Origin of the sequence: Candidatus Nitrosocosmicus sp. FF01 (genome assembly GCF_047711275.1) — an archaeon.
Classification (GTDB): Archaea; Thermoproteota; Nitrososphaeria; order Nitrososphaerales; family Nitrososphaeraceae; genus Nitrosocosmicus.
This window is the reverse complement of sequence record NZ_JBLNIG010000002.1, coordinates 446876-462935: the sequence shown is the minus strand read 5'-3', so window position 1 is coordinate 462935 and position 16060 is coordinate 446876. Positions and strand designations below refer to the sequence as shown.

17 protein-coding genes are annotated in these 16060 nt (G+C 32.1%); 9 read left to right on the top strand and 8 right to left on the bottom strand.

What is annotated here, in order from left to right:
* Nucleotides 1-29: 29 nt before the first annotated feature.
* Nucleotides 30-188, top strand: coding sequence for a hypothetical protein (locus ACMT7R_RS07875; RefSeq protein ID WP_415311068.1), 159 nt, complete (start codon nt 30-32; stop codon nt 186-188).
* Nucleotides 189-519: 331 nt separating this feature from the next.
* On the opposite strand, the gene ACMT7R_RS07870 is transcribed toward ACMT7R_RS07875, so the two are convergent.
* From ACMT7R_RS07870 to ACMT7R_RS07860, 3 genes are all read right to left on the bottom strand, one after another.
* Nucleotides 520-1401, bottom strand: coding sequence for a VOC family protein (locus ACMT7R_RS07870; RefSeq protein WP_415311067.1), 882 nt, complete (start codon nt 1399-1401; stop codon nt 520-522).
* 99 nt (nt 1402-1500) lie between these two features.
* Entirely contained in the window at nt 1501-1638 is a 138-nt protein-coding gene (locus tag ACMT7R_RS07865; RefSeq protein ID WP_415311066.1) for a hypothetical protein, read from the bottom strand.
* A 1119-nt stretch (nt 1639-2757) separates the two neighbouring features.
* Entirely contained in the window at nt 2758-3201 is a 444-nt protein-coding gene (locus tag ACMT7R_RS07860) for a hypothetical protein (RefSeq protein WP_415311065.1), read from the bottom strand.
* Between the two features lie 126 nt (nt 3202-3327).
* Between ACMT7R_RS07860 and hsp20 the strand changes: the two genes are divergently transcribed.
* From hsp20 to ACMT7R_RS07840, 4 genes are all read left to right on the top strand, one after another.
* Complete coding sequence (gene hsp20, locus ACMT7R_RS07855; protein ID WP_415311064.1) at nt 3328-4014, top strand: archaeal heat shock protein Hsp20; 687 nt, start codon at nt 3328-3330, stop codon at nt 4012-4014.
* 383 nt (nt 4015-4397) lie between these two features.
* Nucleotides 4398-4796 carry a hypothetical protein gene (locus ACMT7R_RS07850; protein WP_415311063.1) on the top strand — a complete coding sequence of 133 codons (399 nt, stop codon included), beginning with the start codon at nt 4398-4400 and terminating at the stop codon, nt 4794-4796.
* A 152-nt stretch (nt 4797-4948) separates the two neighbouring features.
* Nucleotides 4949-5155, top strand: coding sequence for a sporulation protein Cse60 (locus ACMT7R_RS07845; RefSeq protein WP_415311062.1), 207 nt, complete (start codon nt 4949-4951; stop codon nt 5153-5155).
* Between the two features lie 380 nt (nt 5156-5535).
* Nucleotides 5536-5922, top strand: coding sequence for a response regulator (locus ACMT7R_RS07840; RefSeq protein ID WP_415311061.1), 387 nt, complete (start codon nt 5536-5538; stop codon nt 5920-5922).
* Nucleotides 5923-5981: 59 nt separating this feature from the next.
* Here ACMT7R_RS07840 and ACMT7R_RS07835 read toward each other — a convergent pair whose 3' ends face one another.
* Nucleotides 5982-6536: an MEDS domain-containing protein gene (locus tag ACMT7R_RS07835; protein ID WP_415311060.1), complete on the bottom strand. Its 555-nt coding sequence runs from the start codon at nt 6534-6536 to the stop codon at nt 5982-5984.
* Between the two features lie 465 nt (nt 6537-7001).
* On the opposite strand from ACMT7R_RS07835, the gene ACMT7R_RS07830 reads away from it, so the two are divergent.
* Nucleotides 7002-8471: an ATP-binding protein gene (locus ACMT7R_RS07830; RefSeq protein ID WP_415311059.1), complete on the top strand. Its 1470-nt coding sequence runs from the start codon at nt 7002-7004 to the stop codon at nt 8469-8471.
* Nucleotides 8472-9091: 620 nt separating this feature from the next.
* On the opposite strand, the gene ACMT7R_RS07825 is transcribed toward ACMT7R_RS07830, so the two are convergent.
* Nucleotides 9092-9907: an aldo/keto reductase gene (locus tag ACMT7R_RS07825; protein WP_415311058.1), complete on the bottom strand. Its 816-nt coding sequence runs from the start codon at nt 9905-9907 to the stop codon at nt 9092-9094.
* A 287-nt stretch (nt 9908-10194) separates the two neighbouring features.
* On the opposite strand from ACMT7R_RS07825, the gene ACMT7R_RS07820 reads away from it, so the two are divergent.
* From ACMT7R_RS07820 to ACMT7R_RS07810, 3 genes are all read left to right on the top strand, one after another.
* A complete protein-coding gene (locus ACMT7R_RS07820) occupies nt 10195-11265 on the top strand; it encodes an LLM class flavin-dependent oxidoreductase (protein ID WP_415311057.1) in 1071 nt (356 codons plus the stop codon).
* A gap of 561 nt (nt 11266-11826) precedes the next feature.
* Nucleotides 11827-12243 carry an ATP cone domain-containing protein gene (locus ACMT7R_RS07815; protein ID WP_415311056.1) on the top strand — a complete coding sequence of 139 codons (417 nt, stop codon included), beginning with the start codon at nt 11827-11829 and terminating at the stop codon, nt 12241-12243.
* Between the two features lie 252 nt (nt 12244-12495).
* Nucleotides 12496-12771, top strand: coding sequence for a hypothetical protein (locus ACMT7R_RS07810; protein ID WP_415311055.1), 276 nt, complete (start codon nt 12496-12498; stop codon nt 12769-12771).
* Nucleotides 12772-13172: 401 nt separating this feature from the next.
* On the opposite strand, the gene ACMT7R_RS07805 is transcribed toward ACMT7R_RS07810, so the two are convergent.
* From ACMT7R_RS07805 to ACMT7R_RS07795, 3 genes are all read right to left on the bottom strand, one after another.
* Nucleotides 13173-13775, bottom strand: a complete 603-nt coding sequence (locus ACMT7R_RS07805) for a MarR family transcriptional regulator (protein WP_415311054.1) — start codon at nt 13773-13775, stop codon at nt 13173-13175.
* Nucleotides 13776-14312: 537 nt separating this feature from the next.
* On the bottom strand, nt 14313-14720 hold the full coding sequence (locus tag ACMT7R_RS07800) for a hypothetical protein (protein WP_415311053.1): 408 nt from the start codon (nt 14718-14720) through the stop codon (nt 14313-14315).
* Nucleotides 14721-15158: 438 nt separating this feature from the next.
* On the bottom strand, nt 15159-16049 hold the full coding sequence (locus ACMT7R_RS07795) for an SDR family NAD(P)-dependent oxidoreductase (RefSeq protein WP_415311052.1): 891 nt from the start codon (nt 16047-16049) through the stop codon (nt 15159-15161).
* Nucleotides 16050-16060: the final 11 nt, after the last annotated feature.

Genomic DNA, 16060 nt, shown 5'->3' with positions numbered 1-16060 from the left:
TTCTGTATGAAAGTGATGAGACAGTCTTAATGGATTCACAATATCCAGATCTGTTATTCAACGCTGTAGATTATGTGAAAGCAGACGGTTTTAAAGTAGATGATGTAGTAGAATATGAAACAGCCGAGACGGATGCTTTTGGAACAGATGTTGATCTTAATTTTATGGTAGCGATGTCAAAGGAATAGTAGCAAATTATTCTCCATTTTTCCTCTATTTGTTTGCATAGTTGGATTTTTAATATGATCTGTAAAAAACTGAACGCAAGAGTAAGATAATATGTTAATTTGAGACTATATCTTGACATCAACCATCTCTATCAAGAATATGCAAATCCCTCACTCCTCCATATTGAAAATATTTATTTTATGACTCCACGATTATACGGTATGGTTTCGAGTCCCAAACTTCGTCTGTTATAGTATTGCATATGTAACAAAGGTTCTAATTCTAAAAAAAAGATCTGCTGAAATTCATTTTTCCAAGGTTATGGAGTCTAACAAAATATCATGATAATTATTATGCAAGTTGCAAGTCCTGAATATTGATCTTTTGCATACCAAACAGAGCCTTCATGACTCTTTCTGATTTTTCAGTATCTTTATCTGTTAACATATGGTTCAAAATAGCAGGAACAATCTGCCACGAAATACCGTATTTATCCTTAATCCATCCGCATTGTTCAGGCACACCTTCTTTGGAGAGTTTTTCCCAAAGATCATTTATCTCTTCTTGTGTTTCACAATTCACCAAAAATGATATCGCTGGAGTGATTGTAAAAGGATGATTCATATGGCTATCAAGTGCCATGAATTCCTGTCCAGACAATGAGAATATTGTGCGTTTAACTTTTCTTTCAGAATCATTTTCTTCTCTACTATAATGTTCTATATTGGTAACTCTCGATGACTTGAATAATGAAACATAAAAATTCATTGCTTCTTCTGCTTTTCCATATTGGTTTCCAAAAAACATTAAAAACGGCACGATTTTTTGAGGACGTGATGCCATGTTCAATTGCCATGAGACACCATACTTATCTTGAAGCCAACCAAATTTTTCACTGAAAGGATATTTTCCTAATTCCATAAGAACAGTTGATCCTTCAGAAAGATTCTTCCACAAATAATCTATTTCTTCGTTGGTTTCGCAATTCACAAAAAATGATATTCCTGGAGTGAACGTGAAATTTGGTCCGCCATTTATAGCAATGAAATTTTGTCCAGATAATTGAAATGAGATAGTCATAATTGATCCTTTAGATTTTCCAGATATTTTTCCGGCTGTCTCGCCGTAATAACTAGTGTTTTCAATTTTTGAGTTTTTGAAAATAGATGTATAAAAATTTGCGGCCTCTTCAGCATTGTCGTCGAACCATAAAAATGGAGTGATCTTTTGCATTTTGGTTCTACTAAGCGATCAAATATGTATAAGTATTTACTCCGACTCAGAAGATTCAATAAAATTAATTATCAAAAAGTATGTAATTCTATTTATTTTTCATACAGTCAACGCAAATCCATACATTGTCAATGTATTTGCCTTCTTTAACCTGACCTTCTTTTTTACTTCTGGCTCCACAAGATCACTAACAGAAATACCGCAAACATCACATACAGGCAATATGTTTTTCACCATAAAAAATATGAGACTACATAGGTTTTAAACCATTGATAATTTCTCAGGTATATGATTGCCACAACGGAAACCTCGATCCCTATGCAACTCAGTTAGAATTAATATAGATTCTAGTTCTTTTCAATTAAAGCGTTGTCTTCACCGCTTAAGAATTCAAGAAACCACAGCAGACGAAAATTTTATTTGATGACTGCGTGATTATACGGTATGGTTTCGAGTCCCGAACCTTATCTGTTTTAGTTTTATAATTTTTAACGACCAAGTTTTGAAATAGCAATTGCATTATGTTATCAATAATATTGCTATCACTTTACAATCAAGACAGTAAATGAGATTCATGCTATTACAAAACTAAAATTTTAATTTTACGATACGAAATATCAACTTTGTAGATCAAAAATTGTAAATATGAATTTTGCACTATAGTACATAAGTGATGATGTGTAATGGATCACTTCAGCACAAAAAATCAGAAATAAAAAACCATTCTTTTAGAGGCATGTTATATCAGAGCCAAGATTCGTAGGTACCTCCACTGCGATTCTGCTGAGAATAACAAGAAGGTCATACAAATGCTGTTTGTTCTATTTGTCCAAATGACCTTCTTGTGTATCTCATCCATGAATTAAATTATCAGAGGGGAGAAACTCTAGTAAAAATTTATTTGTTTTTTAATGATAATGCTAGTATCTTTTTTCTTTATATTTTTTGTGTATTCCAAATCCACGGAAAGGTATAGTTATAAGTTTATTATTACAACACGGGCATACTGATTTTCATTCTACTCTATAAGCATCTCACAGACACTGCATCTTTTAGTCCTTAAGCATACCGTGAAGAATTACTTGAATTCTTTTTTGCTTTGAATCTTTTACATTTTCATTGCAACTTATAATGATTCACCATCTTCCAAAATCTCAAATAAAAATAAATTCTTCATATCTTTTAATTAGAAGGAGCAAGGTAATCAAACGTTAATATATTCTAATCATAACCCTTTGTATCCTTTTTTGGTATCAATGGATATGATACGTTTGAAAGTATCAAACTGAATTTTATATTATCATTAACTGTCAATTTAACTCAAGAGAAAATAAAGAAAAAGTTTTTGACACAAGCCTAGACCATTTTATTTATTAGTGGTACTCTACCAATCTTTTGGTTATTCAAAAGATTAGGTAACGTCCTGACAGCCGTATATACTGCTATAGATGCTAATACAGCGATCCCAAATGCCATTAAGATATCGTTTGTAGTTAAATTATGTAATCCAGGGACACCATGTCCATATGCTCCAGGCGATATGGCTGCTTCTACTTTGGCACGTGCTATCTCTATTGATTGGTACCATGGATCAGTAGGCTGCTGTTCTAATGGGCTTTGTCCCTGCGCTTGCTGTGCATAAGTTGCAATTCCTCTATTAGGTATTGATGCTAAAGGAAGCAATCCTAGCACAGAGATCAATCCTACCGAAAATAGTTTAGGCATTGTTTTAACTTTTTGTATTATTTTATTTTGGTTTTGTTTTTTGATGATTTTAGTTATAAACTCTTTCGCGTTCATAATGAAATCACCGAGATAAATATTTCATTTTAGAAATATAAATTTTACTTTATGTAATAGACATAACAGTATGTTAGAAAAAAATATATTTCTTGATTTGTAATATATGACAGGTGTTCAAAAAAAATGAGCATGATACCATACAATAACTTTGAATGGTTTAAGAGATTTTTTGATCCCAACTACAATTATAACTTGATGAGAAGAGGTAGACCTTCAAATTTCTTTGACATAGACCCATTGAGAGAATTTGAAGAGAGTATGAATAGAGAGATGAATGAAATGTTTGATCAGTTCGAGCACATATCAAAGAATTCTCCAAAAGAATTGATAAGAGAGTATGAAACACCTGAAGGAGAAAAGGTAAGAGAGATTGGACCATTAGTTTACGGATATTCAATGACTATTGGACCTGATGGGAAGCCTAAGGTAACGGAATTTGGAAATATAAAGCATCCATCAGGAAGAGGAATGCGAAATATCAGAGGGACTAATACAGGTTATACCATGGGTCCTCAAATAACAGCCGAAAGAGAACCTTTGGCAGATGTAAGTGTTATGGATAATGAGATAAAAGTAGTTATAGAGATGCCGGGAGTAAAGAAGGAGAACATAAAGATAAACGCTCGTGACGGAGAAGTAGAAGTATTAACAAATGACGCACAAAGAAAATACCATAGAATTTTAGAATTACCCAGAGAAACAGATATTGATACAGCAAAGTCTACCTATAACAACGGAATACTAGAGGTAAGGTTTAACAAAAAGAAAAAAGAAGCAAAGCCCACAGGAAAAGAAATCAAAATAGACTAGTTGATTTAGAAAAGACCTGTGATGAATACCTTAATTTACCTTTTTTGATTTGAAAAATATTACTATGTTGATTTTCTCTGTCAAGCAATATTATTACTAAAACGAATTATTTTGAAGTATATCATTAAATTTGTTTTAGATATCTGATGATGAAGTTTAGGAAATTAAGGCGATTACCATAATATTGGGTATACGAATGTTAACGATATAACTTTAGACCTTCTTTAGAATAATCATACGTTAACAATTCATATTATCAAAATTGATACTAAAAGACGATATTTGATGTATTATCTAACTTCACCACTATAGAAGTAAAATTTATTTAGTTGTTTTGGAATATTAATTATCGATCATTCATCTGAGGTAAAGGGGTGTATGAGATGGCAAAGATAGGAGACTACAAAAATTTCAATGGCCTAGATAAAAATTACTTTACATGGTTTGCAATATATATTACAATAGGACTGATATTGTCTTTTACAGTATCTTTTCCAGTATCATTGCTAATATACATAGGAATAATACTAATAGTGCAGACATATAGAATAAAAAAAATACAAGATAATTATCAAGCCAGTATGTACGAGCGTACTACCATAAAGAATAACAAAAACAAAGGATTTAGGGCGTTCATCGAATCTCTTTCAAATACTTTGTTTAATAATCCCTATAGTTCACTGGGAGCAGAACCGCTAAGATTTGTTTGTATGAATTGCAAAAAGGAACACAAAGAAAGAAAATGTCCTAACTGTGGATCGGGGGCTGTAAGAGTAGAATAAGATATTTTGATTTTTCTTTTTTTCGAATAACAGATGCACACGATAGGTCATTAAAACTTTTTAGACCTGCCAAGACCTCGTTTCATTATCTTTTTTCTTGATGTCTATCTAAAACAATAAAAGAATATATGATTCTTGAGACCAAACATATTATGACAAAAGTAAAAATATATGACAATCAACAACTTGCTGAACTTGAAAAAAATATAAACGAATTTCTCAAAAAAGAAGAAGTAAAACAATTAATTGATGTCAAGTTTACTGCCATTAGTAAAGACGGTCTTGACAAATTTACTGCGCTAATTATCTATCAGGAAGATATAAGACCAGTAAAGGAAGATCCCCAAATGTATGAATAAAACCTTTGTAAATTCACATATTAACGCTTCTGAGTTAATATGATATATTTTTAGTTTAAATCTTTTGCAATGAGTAATAGGAGATTTATCAAGTATTCATGTTTTATAATTTACATTTTCCTTTGAATTTGTTTATCACTTTATGATCCCAACGATTGTTTTCTCGTATCGAACTAATAAAATACGTATATTTGATCACGTTTACCATCAAGATGATCATAAATAAAAGATGTTGAAACTAAAAATCTGAATTCGTTTTTTTCTTTATATTCTTCTGAGAGTGTGGAGATTGTAACTTTTAGTCAATATATAATATTGTTGCAGGTTACATAATAGTAATAGGAATAAGGTTAAATAGTCTCTAAAGAGAGAAGTAACGATTGTCATCGACACAAGAACATTCAATCATCATAATCGATGACGAGGTTGAACTTGCAACTTTATTCAAAGAATTTTTGGAAATGGAAGGTTATGATGTTTTATCCTTCACGGATTCTCTGATTGCTTTAGAGTATTTCAAAGAAACCTCAAGCAATCATTCATTAATAATAACAGATCTCAGAATGCCAGGTCTATGCGGAATTACACTTGCAAAGAATGTTAGACGGATAAATAAGAACATAACAATATTCTTAATGACCGCCTTTGATATCAGTGATTTACAAGAGAATAAAGATTTCAAGGAAGCCGAAATCGACAGAATATTACAAAAACCTATTCAATTTTCTGATCTTCGTAAAATGATAAATAATGTATTGAAGGAATAATGTTATTAATTTTCTAAGTCTATCAGGTCATAAAATATACCAAGTTTGAAATGTCTAATTCATATTTTAAATGCAAGTATATGATGATCCAATAACTTTAGTTTTTGATCGTCTGATAATTTATTAAAATCATTTTGATGATACAAACATATTCTCTTTAAATCAACATCGTATTTGGAAGGTAGAGCCAACTCATAATTAACAAGGTCCTCTTCACGATGATTGTATGGAAACGCCCCTGTATCAGTCAATATCGAAACACCAGCCTTTTGAATTGTATTGGCATAATTAACTAGTTCCTTGTTGAAATTATTGTCAGAATCCGGTGAATCATATTTTGCATACTTCTGTAACGAATCGATAATAATCAATGACTTTTCTTTATCTTCTCTCTTTTCAATATCTGTGATGGACGCCTTTCCTTCTGAAAGGGTCTTTCTAACAGAATCAACGGTTTCATAAAATGATGCCAGGTGAACAATTTCATTTTTTTCCTCTATTCTTTTTTTCACATAATGGGAATAAAAGTCTCTTAGTGTTTGTAAATCTTGGTAAATAATTAAAGCGTGAGTGCCATAATCTGATTCTGATACAACATTGGCTGCATCTTCCAACTTTAATTTCAGAATCTCATCTCTAGGCTTTACTTTACAACACCTATAATCAATTAATCATAAAAGTTTAATTATGTAGATAGTCTCGTTAGCAGAATCCTTTTCCAGTGGTGAAAATATTGCCCAAACTTAGCCTTACATTCAAATTTATATCCTAACTATTAGCGACTAATTTTCTCTTTTTCGTAAAATTAAAAATTATGATGCATAATTTCTATTTATCTATAGATTCAAAGCCCACTAACAAAATTTTTAGCCATCGACGAGAAATAGAAATGAAGTTGATTGTTCAAAGTTGTGAGGTAATGACGACTATTTTGCTAATTGTTCCTTCTATGTTCAATTTAAATTATTTATTCTAAAAGGTAACATTCAAATATTAATGACACTCCAATAGAATGCACCTATAAATCCAACAACACTATATGTCTTTTATATTAATTGTTACACAAGTTATCATAATAGATGGATGAAGAAGACGATAATTCTAAGGTAACAAATGATTTATTCTGTACCCAAGAAAAATTCAAACAAAACGAAACAGATGCTGCAGCGATTGAGCCTACAAGGATCATTAAAAATCCAATTAAGACGAAGCAATATTTTGTTGACTTGATACAAGATGCAAGAGAAGAGATTCTGATACTCTTTCCCTCACTAAATGCCGTTAAAAGAGAGACCATCACAGGAATTACTGGCTTGTTAAGACAAAAGAGTTCTGAAAATATTAGGATTAGAATTCTATCCCCTGTGAATGTAAAAGAAATACTATTTTCAGAGAATACTATTAATAATGATGATGATAAGAAGAACAAGAATAAAGTTTTAGACAACATCCTCACTAGAGAGATTCGGAAACAGGAACATCTGGCATCTACCATTGTAATTGTAGATAGAAAATATGTCTTGGTCACAGAATTAAAGGACGACTCCAAAGAATTATTTGAAGAAGCGGTAGGAACATCTGCATATTCATTAACTAAACCTACTACACAATCTTATACCTCAATATTTGAAAGCCTTTGGGACCAAACAGAAATGGCTGAAAATCTGAAAACAGCCAACAAGGCACTTTTGCAAAGCGAGCAATTAGAGAGAGAATTTATAAACACGGCAGCACATGAATTAAGAACCCCTACTCAGAGCATTACTGGATATTCAGAAATGAATAATGAAATTTTTGATGATTTCCATAGAAACGAAAACAATCTGAACCCAGATGATCTAAGAAGAATAATCAAGAGTCTGCATAGGCATCATGAATTCATTTTACGAAATGCTGAAAGATTAAACGTTTTGATAAACAACTTACTGGACGTAGCACGATTTGAGTCAAGTCCTGATAATGACATCAAACTTTATAAAGAGAAAGTAGAAGCGGTAAAGGAAATAAACGATCTTATTGCAGACTATTTTAGTCAGAAAATAAAAGAGAAAGAAATTAAAATAAATTTCATAAATAGCGACTTGGGTGAAAAATGGTGGGTATATGCTGACAAATTTAGATTAAATCAAATTCTTATAAACTTAATAGATAACGCTATCAAATTCTCTCAGGCAAAAGGCGAAATCAATATTTTAATCAAAGATAACAATGATTTTGGCTTTGATATATCCAAAAGACAAGTAGACGAAGTTAACCCCCTTCCGAAAAAAGATGAATCAAATGATTTTGAACATCAAAGAATAAGAGGAGTAGGTGAAATTTACATTGGCATATCAGATTCGGGTAAAGGAATATCTACAAACATAATGCCAAAATTATTCCAAAAGTTTGTCACAGACTCTGATTTTGGGACTGGCCTTGGATTATATATTACTAAAAAACTAGTCGAGGCTCATGAGGGTAGAATTTGGGCATATAATAATAGTGACGGTATTGGTTCTACATTTGTATTTAGTTTACCCTCAATAGACAAAAACAGTCACTCTTAAAAACGATAAAAAATATGTCGAAGGGTCTGCTTTTACTAATAAAAATATTATCACATCGCTGGATCAACTAATGAAAAATTAATACAATCATGTTTAGTTTGTTTTACTTTAATAACAAAATGCAGCGGAAACACACAGACCCGATCCCCAATCAATTCAAAAAATTTCAATCTATTTTTTTTGTACTATAGTATAAAACCCATGACAACCTGACATATGAACAAATCCCATTCCCTCCTATAGATCAAAAAGTTTTATTTGATGAAACCACGATTATACGGTATGGATTCGAGTCCCACCTCCGGCGCCTTAATCGCGTATTTATCCCAATGCCTTAATTATCTAAAAAAAGACACAAAATTAAGGATAATTTGCAAAACTCTTCTCAGCCACAGGACAGTTTAGTCGCTAAGAAGAAAGAAACAATTGTACAAGAGCTAATTAACTCAATTCGCAAGTATCAAAAAGTATATGTTAAAAAATCTTTGAGTAATTTATTAGAAAAATATCTCCCAATAATACCATGATCGTTTGTAAATATATCATTACAGAACAAATGAGATAAACATAAAAGACTTGACTAAAGAAAGTAAGATCGACTTTAACCGAAACTGTTGTTGCTAATCCAAGAAAACTGTACGCAAATCCTCATTTAACGAATTTAAAGTTTCCATGTCTTTTTCATTGATATAGAAATCAAATACCCTACTATTTTCTAAAATTCTTTCTTCGTGACTGGATTTAGGAATGACAATTAGATTGTGTTGCAAGCTCCAGCGTACAAGTATTTGTGCTGGACTTTTGTTATACTTTTCCCCTAGTCTAATCAATTGATGATGATTTAATTTCTTACCTCTGGTTAATGGACTATACGCTTCAAGTTGAATCCCATTACTTTTGCAGAATTGTAATAAATCCTTTTGAAATAGAAATGGGTGAAACTCCACTTGATTAATAGCAGGTATAGTATCAGAGTTTTGAATTGTTTCTTTGATTTCATTAATGTCATAGTTGCTCACTCCAATTGCACGTAATTTACCGTTTTTCAGTAAAGTGGTCATAGCCTTCCATGTTTCAACAATCTTTTTCTGAACTGGCCAATGTACAAGATAAAGGTCAATGTATGACAAACCCAACCGTCTTAAGCTTGCGTCAAATGCTTTGAGGGTTGAATCGTATCCTTGGTCGCTATTCCATACTTTGGTGGTGACAAAAATTTCATCTCTTTTTATATCACTATCTTGAATTGCCTCACCTACGTCAGATTCATTACCATAAATCTTGGCAGTATCAATGTGCTTATAGCCAACTTTTAGCGCGTATTTGACTGCATTGAATGTTGATTTTCCAAGAGGTATCTGATACACTCCAAGTCCAAGTCGTGGAATTAGAATTCCGTTATTTAATTTAGCCGTGGAGTTTATGGTAAATGACATACTAAAAGTAATCCTACATCCGACTTAACTTTGTCTATGGAATAGTTTGTAATGATAATGTTGTTAGACTGCCTACCAAATTCCTAAATGGAGATTTATTGTATTCACCCAACATTTGTATTATCTGGAGATTCATTATCATAAATAACTAATTCTACAAATTCTTTATAGCATCATCATGTATATTCCAAGATATAGTAAATTTTTCAATGGGTTTGTTTGTTTTCTATATCGCATCGTCTAGTATATGCTATATGTGATATATACTATTTTAAAAATAACAAGATGTGAGATCAGTTGGTTATTGGGCTTCTCAAGAACAATATTCTATGCAAGATTTAATCAAGTTTGTAATTGAAGCAGAGAAAGGCGGCTTTACTTCAACTATGACAAGTGATCATTTTCATCCATGGTGGAATGATGGAGGATTTGGTAATTTTACTTGGATATGGCTTGCTGCAGCTTCAGAAAGAACAAATAATATGCAATTTGTTACGGGTGTTACTTCTCCAGTTTACAGATACAATCCTGCAATAATAGCCCAGGCATTTGCATCCCTTGATACGTTGTATCCAAACAGAATTAGCTTGGGCATTGGCACAGGAGAGGCCATGAATGAGGTTTCCGTAGGATTTGAATGGCCTTCTCCAGAAACTAGATTAAATAGAACAATAGAAGCGATCCAAATAATTAACAATCTTTGGAATAAAGGCCATCAACCTCTTTCTCAAATTCCACCAGATAACGAAAAGAGATTTAACTTTGGCAATACACATATCGACAAGGATGGATTTCTAACCTATAATGGTCAATATTTTAGGACAAAATCGGCTAAACTCTATACTCCCTCCTCCCATCCAATCCCGTTATATATGGCTGCATCAGGACCTGAGGCTATTGTAGCTGCAGCTACTTTTACAGATGGACTGATCACAACATCAAAGCCTAACAATTCAAAAGACGTATTTGATAAATTTGATCAGGCTGCTAAAGCGGTAGGTAAAGATCCAACTAAACTTGAGAAAATAGGAAAACCCAAGATATCTTATTCTGAGGATTACGATGAGGCATTCAAATCCGTAAATTTTTGGAGAGCAAGCAACATTGAAAATGTGTTTGATACCTCTATTAATGATCCAAGAAAATTACAGGAAAAAGCATTAGAAGAAGTATCGGATGAAAAGTTAAAAAAGTCGACCCTAATAGTAACATCTGTAGAAGATTTGATAAAACCACTTGAGGGCTATTTTAATAGTGGTTTCACTCAGATTTATTTACATAGCACTAGTCCTGATGAACTTGATTTTGTACAACAATTTTGTAAAAAAGTATTACCCCACTTTAGAGAAAAAACATGAATATAGAATTTCAGAAAGTGCAAATGATATTGTTTTGATTGTTGCATAGCACAGGACTGCTAGATAAACTAATCGGCTCCTTTTCAATCAAGAGTTTTATTTGAGGACTCTACGATTATACGGTATGGATTCGAGTAGAGTCCCAGACTTTGTCTGTTACAGTTTTGTAATTTTTAAAAACCATGTTCTTATTCTTTTGAGAAAAAAGATACTTTAAAATATTGCAGAATCATCTTAACAAACCCTGATATTTATTATTTGTATTATCATATGTACTTCAAATATTGTCCATGTGAAGTAACAAGTTGAATCTGATGAGAGCAGATTATAGATGTTACCAACAGTAGATCGATATTTGTTATTTATTCAAACCTTTTTTCTATATACTAAAGCAATTAATGAATCTCCTACAATAAACAAATAATGATTTAGTTTGAAAAACTAACTGAGTTTTGTTATTAGATTTAGACTCAATTAATAGATTATTTATATACTTCATCAAATCCTCGACATAATTTCAATGTGTTAGTAGTTTTATACTTAGATGAAAATAATAGTATAATGGTTGAAAAGTCGAATTTTTCTCTATCGGAGTTAAGAGTTGAAAAAAAGAGTGGAAAGCGAGAAAACTTTAGTAGTGAAAAGCTTTTAACAGGAATAAGCAGAGCTGGGACACCATTTATGATGGCCAAAGATATTTCAGATTCAATCGCAAGTAAACTTGCAGAAAATCCTCCAATTGATAACTTTGTTTATTCTAGCAAGTTAAGAGAATACATTGCTGAGGAGCTTAGACAAAGAAATCAAGCCGATATTGCGGAATCGTATTCCGGCTATAGTAAAAACCAAGTTACAGATTTGAAAGAAGAACAAATAAAAAGAAATGATAAATTTGATTCCAAAGTTTCACAGTCTGTAAACACACATTCAAAACAGCAAGTAAAGGATAAAGATATCAAATCTGGTTTTGGACCATAATAATTATTTTGTAAGTGTATTAAAAGTGGTAAATAACTAACAAAAGATTTTTCAGCAAAATAAATTATATGCATTCATTTTTTGCTAAACAGTATAGATAATAAAAACAAAACAATATTCTTTTCACGAGTTATTATCGTTTATCCACTGACAAACTGATTTGACTATCTTATTTGGTATTTATACGTTCATGTTAAAAATGCATCAAGCTGTATAATCGTTAAAACCTTTGTTTTAAATTAACTATCATATATGGATTTTGATCTTTCACCCAAAATACTTGCTGTCCTTTTTGTCATAGCTGGTATAGTTGTAGTTTTTATGCTGATGGGAGGTTCACTAACACAACTTTTCAGTGGCAGTATAGAAGAGGTAGTTTCTGTACAAATTAAACAAGGTAACACATGCGTTGTAGAGGCTTCAGATGGTGTGCCTCGATCAATTGACAATTGTCCTTATGAGCTGGGAGATAACTTGACTATTAGTTATAAACAAGGCATACCTGGAATTGAAAGTCATAGACAATAGGTGGCTACAACACGCCTTTAATAAAATGCTCCACCTGGATGAAATGATCAGTGGCTAAATAGTTTGTTATATAAATAATATTGCTTTTATCGGATAAACAATATTTCGCAAGAAGTATAGTCTTATTCTATAAAAGCAATATCAATTTTCATTTTTCATTTTTCTTCAATTAATTAGAATTGAGTTACTGTTCTTAGTTGGTAATCACAAAGCTTGTATCACTACCAGTAGTCTATAAAGAAGACAAAATAAATTATGATCTAATTAGGCCCTATTAGATTCTGATCGTATTATAATATTAAATAAAGAACTGTATGTGTCTTAAGAAGAACATCAGGTTATTAGATTAGAAACTCAATGATGATAATTAATAATAGACAGTATCCTATTCCAGGCATTTACTAGAAGGAATCAAAACCTCCTGTATCCATTCCACCACCAATATCACTAAAACCGCCTGTATCACCAGCTGCTCCACTATCTTCTGCTCCTGCTCCTGCTGATTCTTCTGCTGCTGCTGCTGCTCCTGACTGATCAACTTGTCCTTCTGTCTGCGCACTTTCAGCAGGATTCATAGCCATTCCCATAAACGACATCATAGACGCAAACATCATCATATTTATCAATCCTGAAAATAACATCATTGGTATCCAACTTCTGTTATCATTCATGTAACTTTGCATTTGAGTTCTATCACCGGTTTCATAAAGTTGTTGAAGTTTTTGAGATTTATAGGATAGTTCTTCTTTTTTCGAATTCAATATTCTTGTTCCTGTTTCTGTGATAAAAGCTTCGATTTTCTTATTACCAAAGAATCCTCTTTTTACCTCTAGAGTTATTAGTCTTTGTGATCTCAAGTCGTTTACAATTAATTCCACTTCATCTTTAGATAATTTGGTAACTTTAGCGATGCTGTTCACTTTTTTCATACCTCGAGCAATAGCGTCTAAAACCATAAAGTGATTAGGACTTTCATTAAATCCAGATCCATTTCCTGAAACCATAATATAATTTCATCAAAAAGATATTTAAAATTAAACCCTAACATAGTCCGTTGATTAACTTTAAATTTCTAGGCTCTGCACTTTCACATCATTTAAACTAAACTCGCTATGAATATTTTTCTATAATGGCCCATAGGGATTTTTCAGTAGTGTTCTTTATTAAGCTGATTTACAGTTATTTATGCTATAGATAACTAGATAAACCTACAAGTTGAGCATCATGGTTCGCGGCCCACCTCCAGCGCTTTAGTTGTGGATCCGATCCAGATTAGTAAATATTTTGATAGATTATATTTGATTATTAAAGGAAACAAAATGAAACTAGATTTATAGGATATATATGGTAACAAATCTCACAGTTGAGTTTTACACGACTGATAGAAATACTCATTTCTAAGATATGATCATGACTTGGCAAAAATATACTTACTATTCTAAAAAAATAGTGACAGTCGATTATAATTCACAATCACTGTCTGTAAAAATTGAATCGCTAGTTTATTTATACACCATATTGGTTTTCTGAGCAAATGTGGACTAGTGACCACATGAACACGATGAACCTTCGTGCGAGTGCTCATGAGAATCCACCTTCGTCATTCCTCTTTTCCTATATTCCTCTTGTGCTTCTGGAGTATTGGTTCCAGTCTGTCCTTCCGAAGTAATTTGTTGATCACTTGGATCTCTTTTTACTGCAGTTGGCTCGCCTGCATTAAGTTTAGCAGGAGTCATAGGTTCTTTATCTCTATATTCTGTTAGCGGATCATCGGTTCTATTTACATCTGTTCCGGGTCCGCCTTCCTCGTATCTTCTATTTCCATCAGAAGATGATGATGATGGATCTATAGTATCTTTTGTCTTATCTGCAGCATCTTTTGTAGTGTCAACAAATGCATCCTTTACATCTTTAGCTTTCTCCTTTACTTTATCAATAATTTCGCTCATTGTTAATACAAATATATATTTTTAACATACTATATTAGGCATATAATATACATAAGTTAACTAAAATTCATTTTAATGATCATTTCTTTTTATAATAAAAATGTGGTAAATTTAGTAGATAGAAGCTGGATTAGAAACACATAGATTAATAGTATAAATTATTTTGATTTAAATCATTACTTTACTATAAACCAAATCAGGAAGAATAGTTTTAATGAACGATAATAATTTTCCTCTTCTCCTGCTTCATTATCGAAACCCACACACATCACAATATGCACCTCTTTTATTTGACTAACTCGTAAGAATAATTTTGATGATAGAATTTGACTCTATGTTTTAGAGTTAGACGCAGTAAATAAGAGGTATGTATTATTTAACTAAATGCATTCTTTTGGATGAACAGTTGGATTCTCTCTCTGTGTGTGTATGGTACAACTAAATTACTTCCACGAAATAATTAGGACGCTTTAGCATTAAACCTCCATCCACAGGGATCATTGCTCCAGTTATGTAACTAGCTTCCTTTGAGGCTAGGAAAAGGACTGCCCTAGATATTTCCTGCGGTTTAGCGATCCTTCCTAAAGGAACTTCATTCTCTTTGTAATTTCTTTTATTTACATCCTTAACTAATTCATCATCTATATCGTCAAGCACAAGACCAGGTACAATTCCGTTGACTCTTATTCCTTTATCTGCTAACTGTAAAGCAATTGACTTTGTTAAAGTTTCGATTCGAGCCATGGAATCAACATATGGATCTACTCCAAAATTATCTTCTCTATAGGAATTGACAGATTGCTGGGACAGACATCCCTGACAAGACGATATGTTAATAATAGTGGCGTTGCCGTCATTATTAGATAACATCCGAGTTACTGCTGCTTTGATACAATAATATATACCTCTTATCATTGGATCCGACGTTTCATACTCTTCGGGCACAAAATATGAAGATGGCTGTTCTCGTTGCTGTTGTTTATTTTCAGATATAACTTCATCATCACACTTTATCTTGGGATTGTTAGTTATTTTTGCATTATTGATTAAGATATCAATTCTTCCCCATTTTTTTATTGCTTCTTCCATTAATACTTCAGCAAATCCTTTTTCAGTGATGTCGCCTACAAGATATGATATTCTATTGTTATTATCATAATCATTTAAATCTGAAATACTTGAAACTATTTTTTTTAACTCTTGCTCATTAGGTGAATTAGCCAAAACATTAGTTCCAGACTCTACAAAATCTTTTAAAATTGACTGCCCTATCCCTTGACTCAAACCAGTAATAATTACTACTCTATTATCATCTTTGTTAAGAGACATACTATGCCTAA

What these genes read in the sequence shown, in the direction of transcription:
- ACMT7R_RS07810 (WP_415311055.1), top strand. Translation starts at nt 12,496, where the DNA reads ATGGATTTTGATCTTTCACCCAAAATACTTGCTGTCCTTTTTGTCATA.
- ACMT7R_RS07800 (WP_415311053.1), bottom strand. Translation starts at nt 14,720, where the DNA reads ATGAGCGAAATTATTGATAAAGTAAAGGAGAAAGCTAAAGATGTAAAG.
- ACMT7R_RS07850 (WP_415311063.1), top strand. Translation starts at nt 4,398, where the DNA reads ATGGCAAAGATAGGAGACTACAAAAATTTCAATGGCCTAGATAAAAAT.
- ACMT7R_RS07815 (WP_415311056.1), top strand. Translation starts at nt 11,827, where the DNA reads ATGGTTGAAAAGTCGAATTTTTCTCTATCGGAGTTAAGAGTTGAAAAA.
- ACMT7R_RS07795 (WP_415311052.1), bottom strand. Translation starts at nt 16,049, where the DNA reads ATGTCTCTTAACAAAGATGATAATAGAGTAGTAATTATTACTGGTTTG.
- ACMT7R_RS07860 (WP_415311065.1), bottom strand. Translation starts at nt 3,201, where the DNA reads ATGAACGCGAAAGAGTTTATAACTAAAATCATCAAAAAACAAAACCAA.
- ACMT7R_RS07805 (WP_415311054.1), bottom strand. Translation starts at nt 13,775, where the DNA reads ATGGTTTCAGGAAATGGATCTGGATTTAATGAAAGTCCTAATCACTTT.
- ACMT7R_RS07825 (WP_415311058.1), bottom strand. Translation starts at nt 9,907, where the DNA reads ATGTCATTTACCATAAACTCCACGGCTAAATTAAATAACGGAATTCTA.
- ACMT7R_RS07865 (WP_415311066.1), bottom strand. Translation starts at nt 1,638, where the DNA reads ATGGTGAAAAACATATTGCCTGTATGTGATGTTTGCGGTATTTCTGTT.
- ACMT7R_RS07870 (WP_415311067.1), bottom strand. Translation starts at nt 1,401, where the DNA reads ATGCAAAAGATCACTCCATTTTTATGGTTCGACGACAATGCTGAAGAG.
- ACMT7R_RS07830 (WP_415311059.1), top strand. Translation starts at nt 7,002, where the DNA reads ATGGATGAAGAAGACGATAATTCTAAGGTAACAAATGATTTATTCTGT.
- ACMT7R_RS07845 (WP_415311062.1), top strand. Translation starts at nt 4,949, where the DNA reads ATGACAAAAGTAAAAATATATGACAATCAACAACTTGCTGAACTTGAA.
- ACMT7R_RS07875 (WP_415311068.1), top strand. Translation starts at nt 30, where the DNA reads ATGGATTCACAATATCCAGATCTGTTATTCAACGCTGTAGATTATGTG.
- hsp20 (WP_415311064.1), top strand. Translation starts at nt 3,328, where the DNA reads ATGAGCATGATACCATACAATAACTTTGAATGGTTTAAGAGATTTTTT.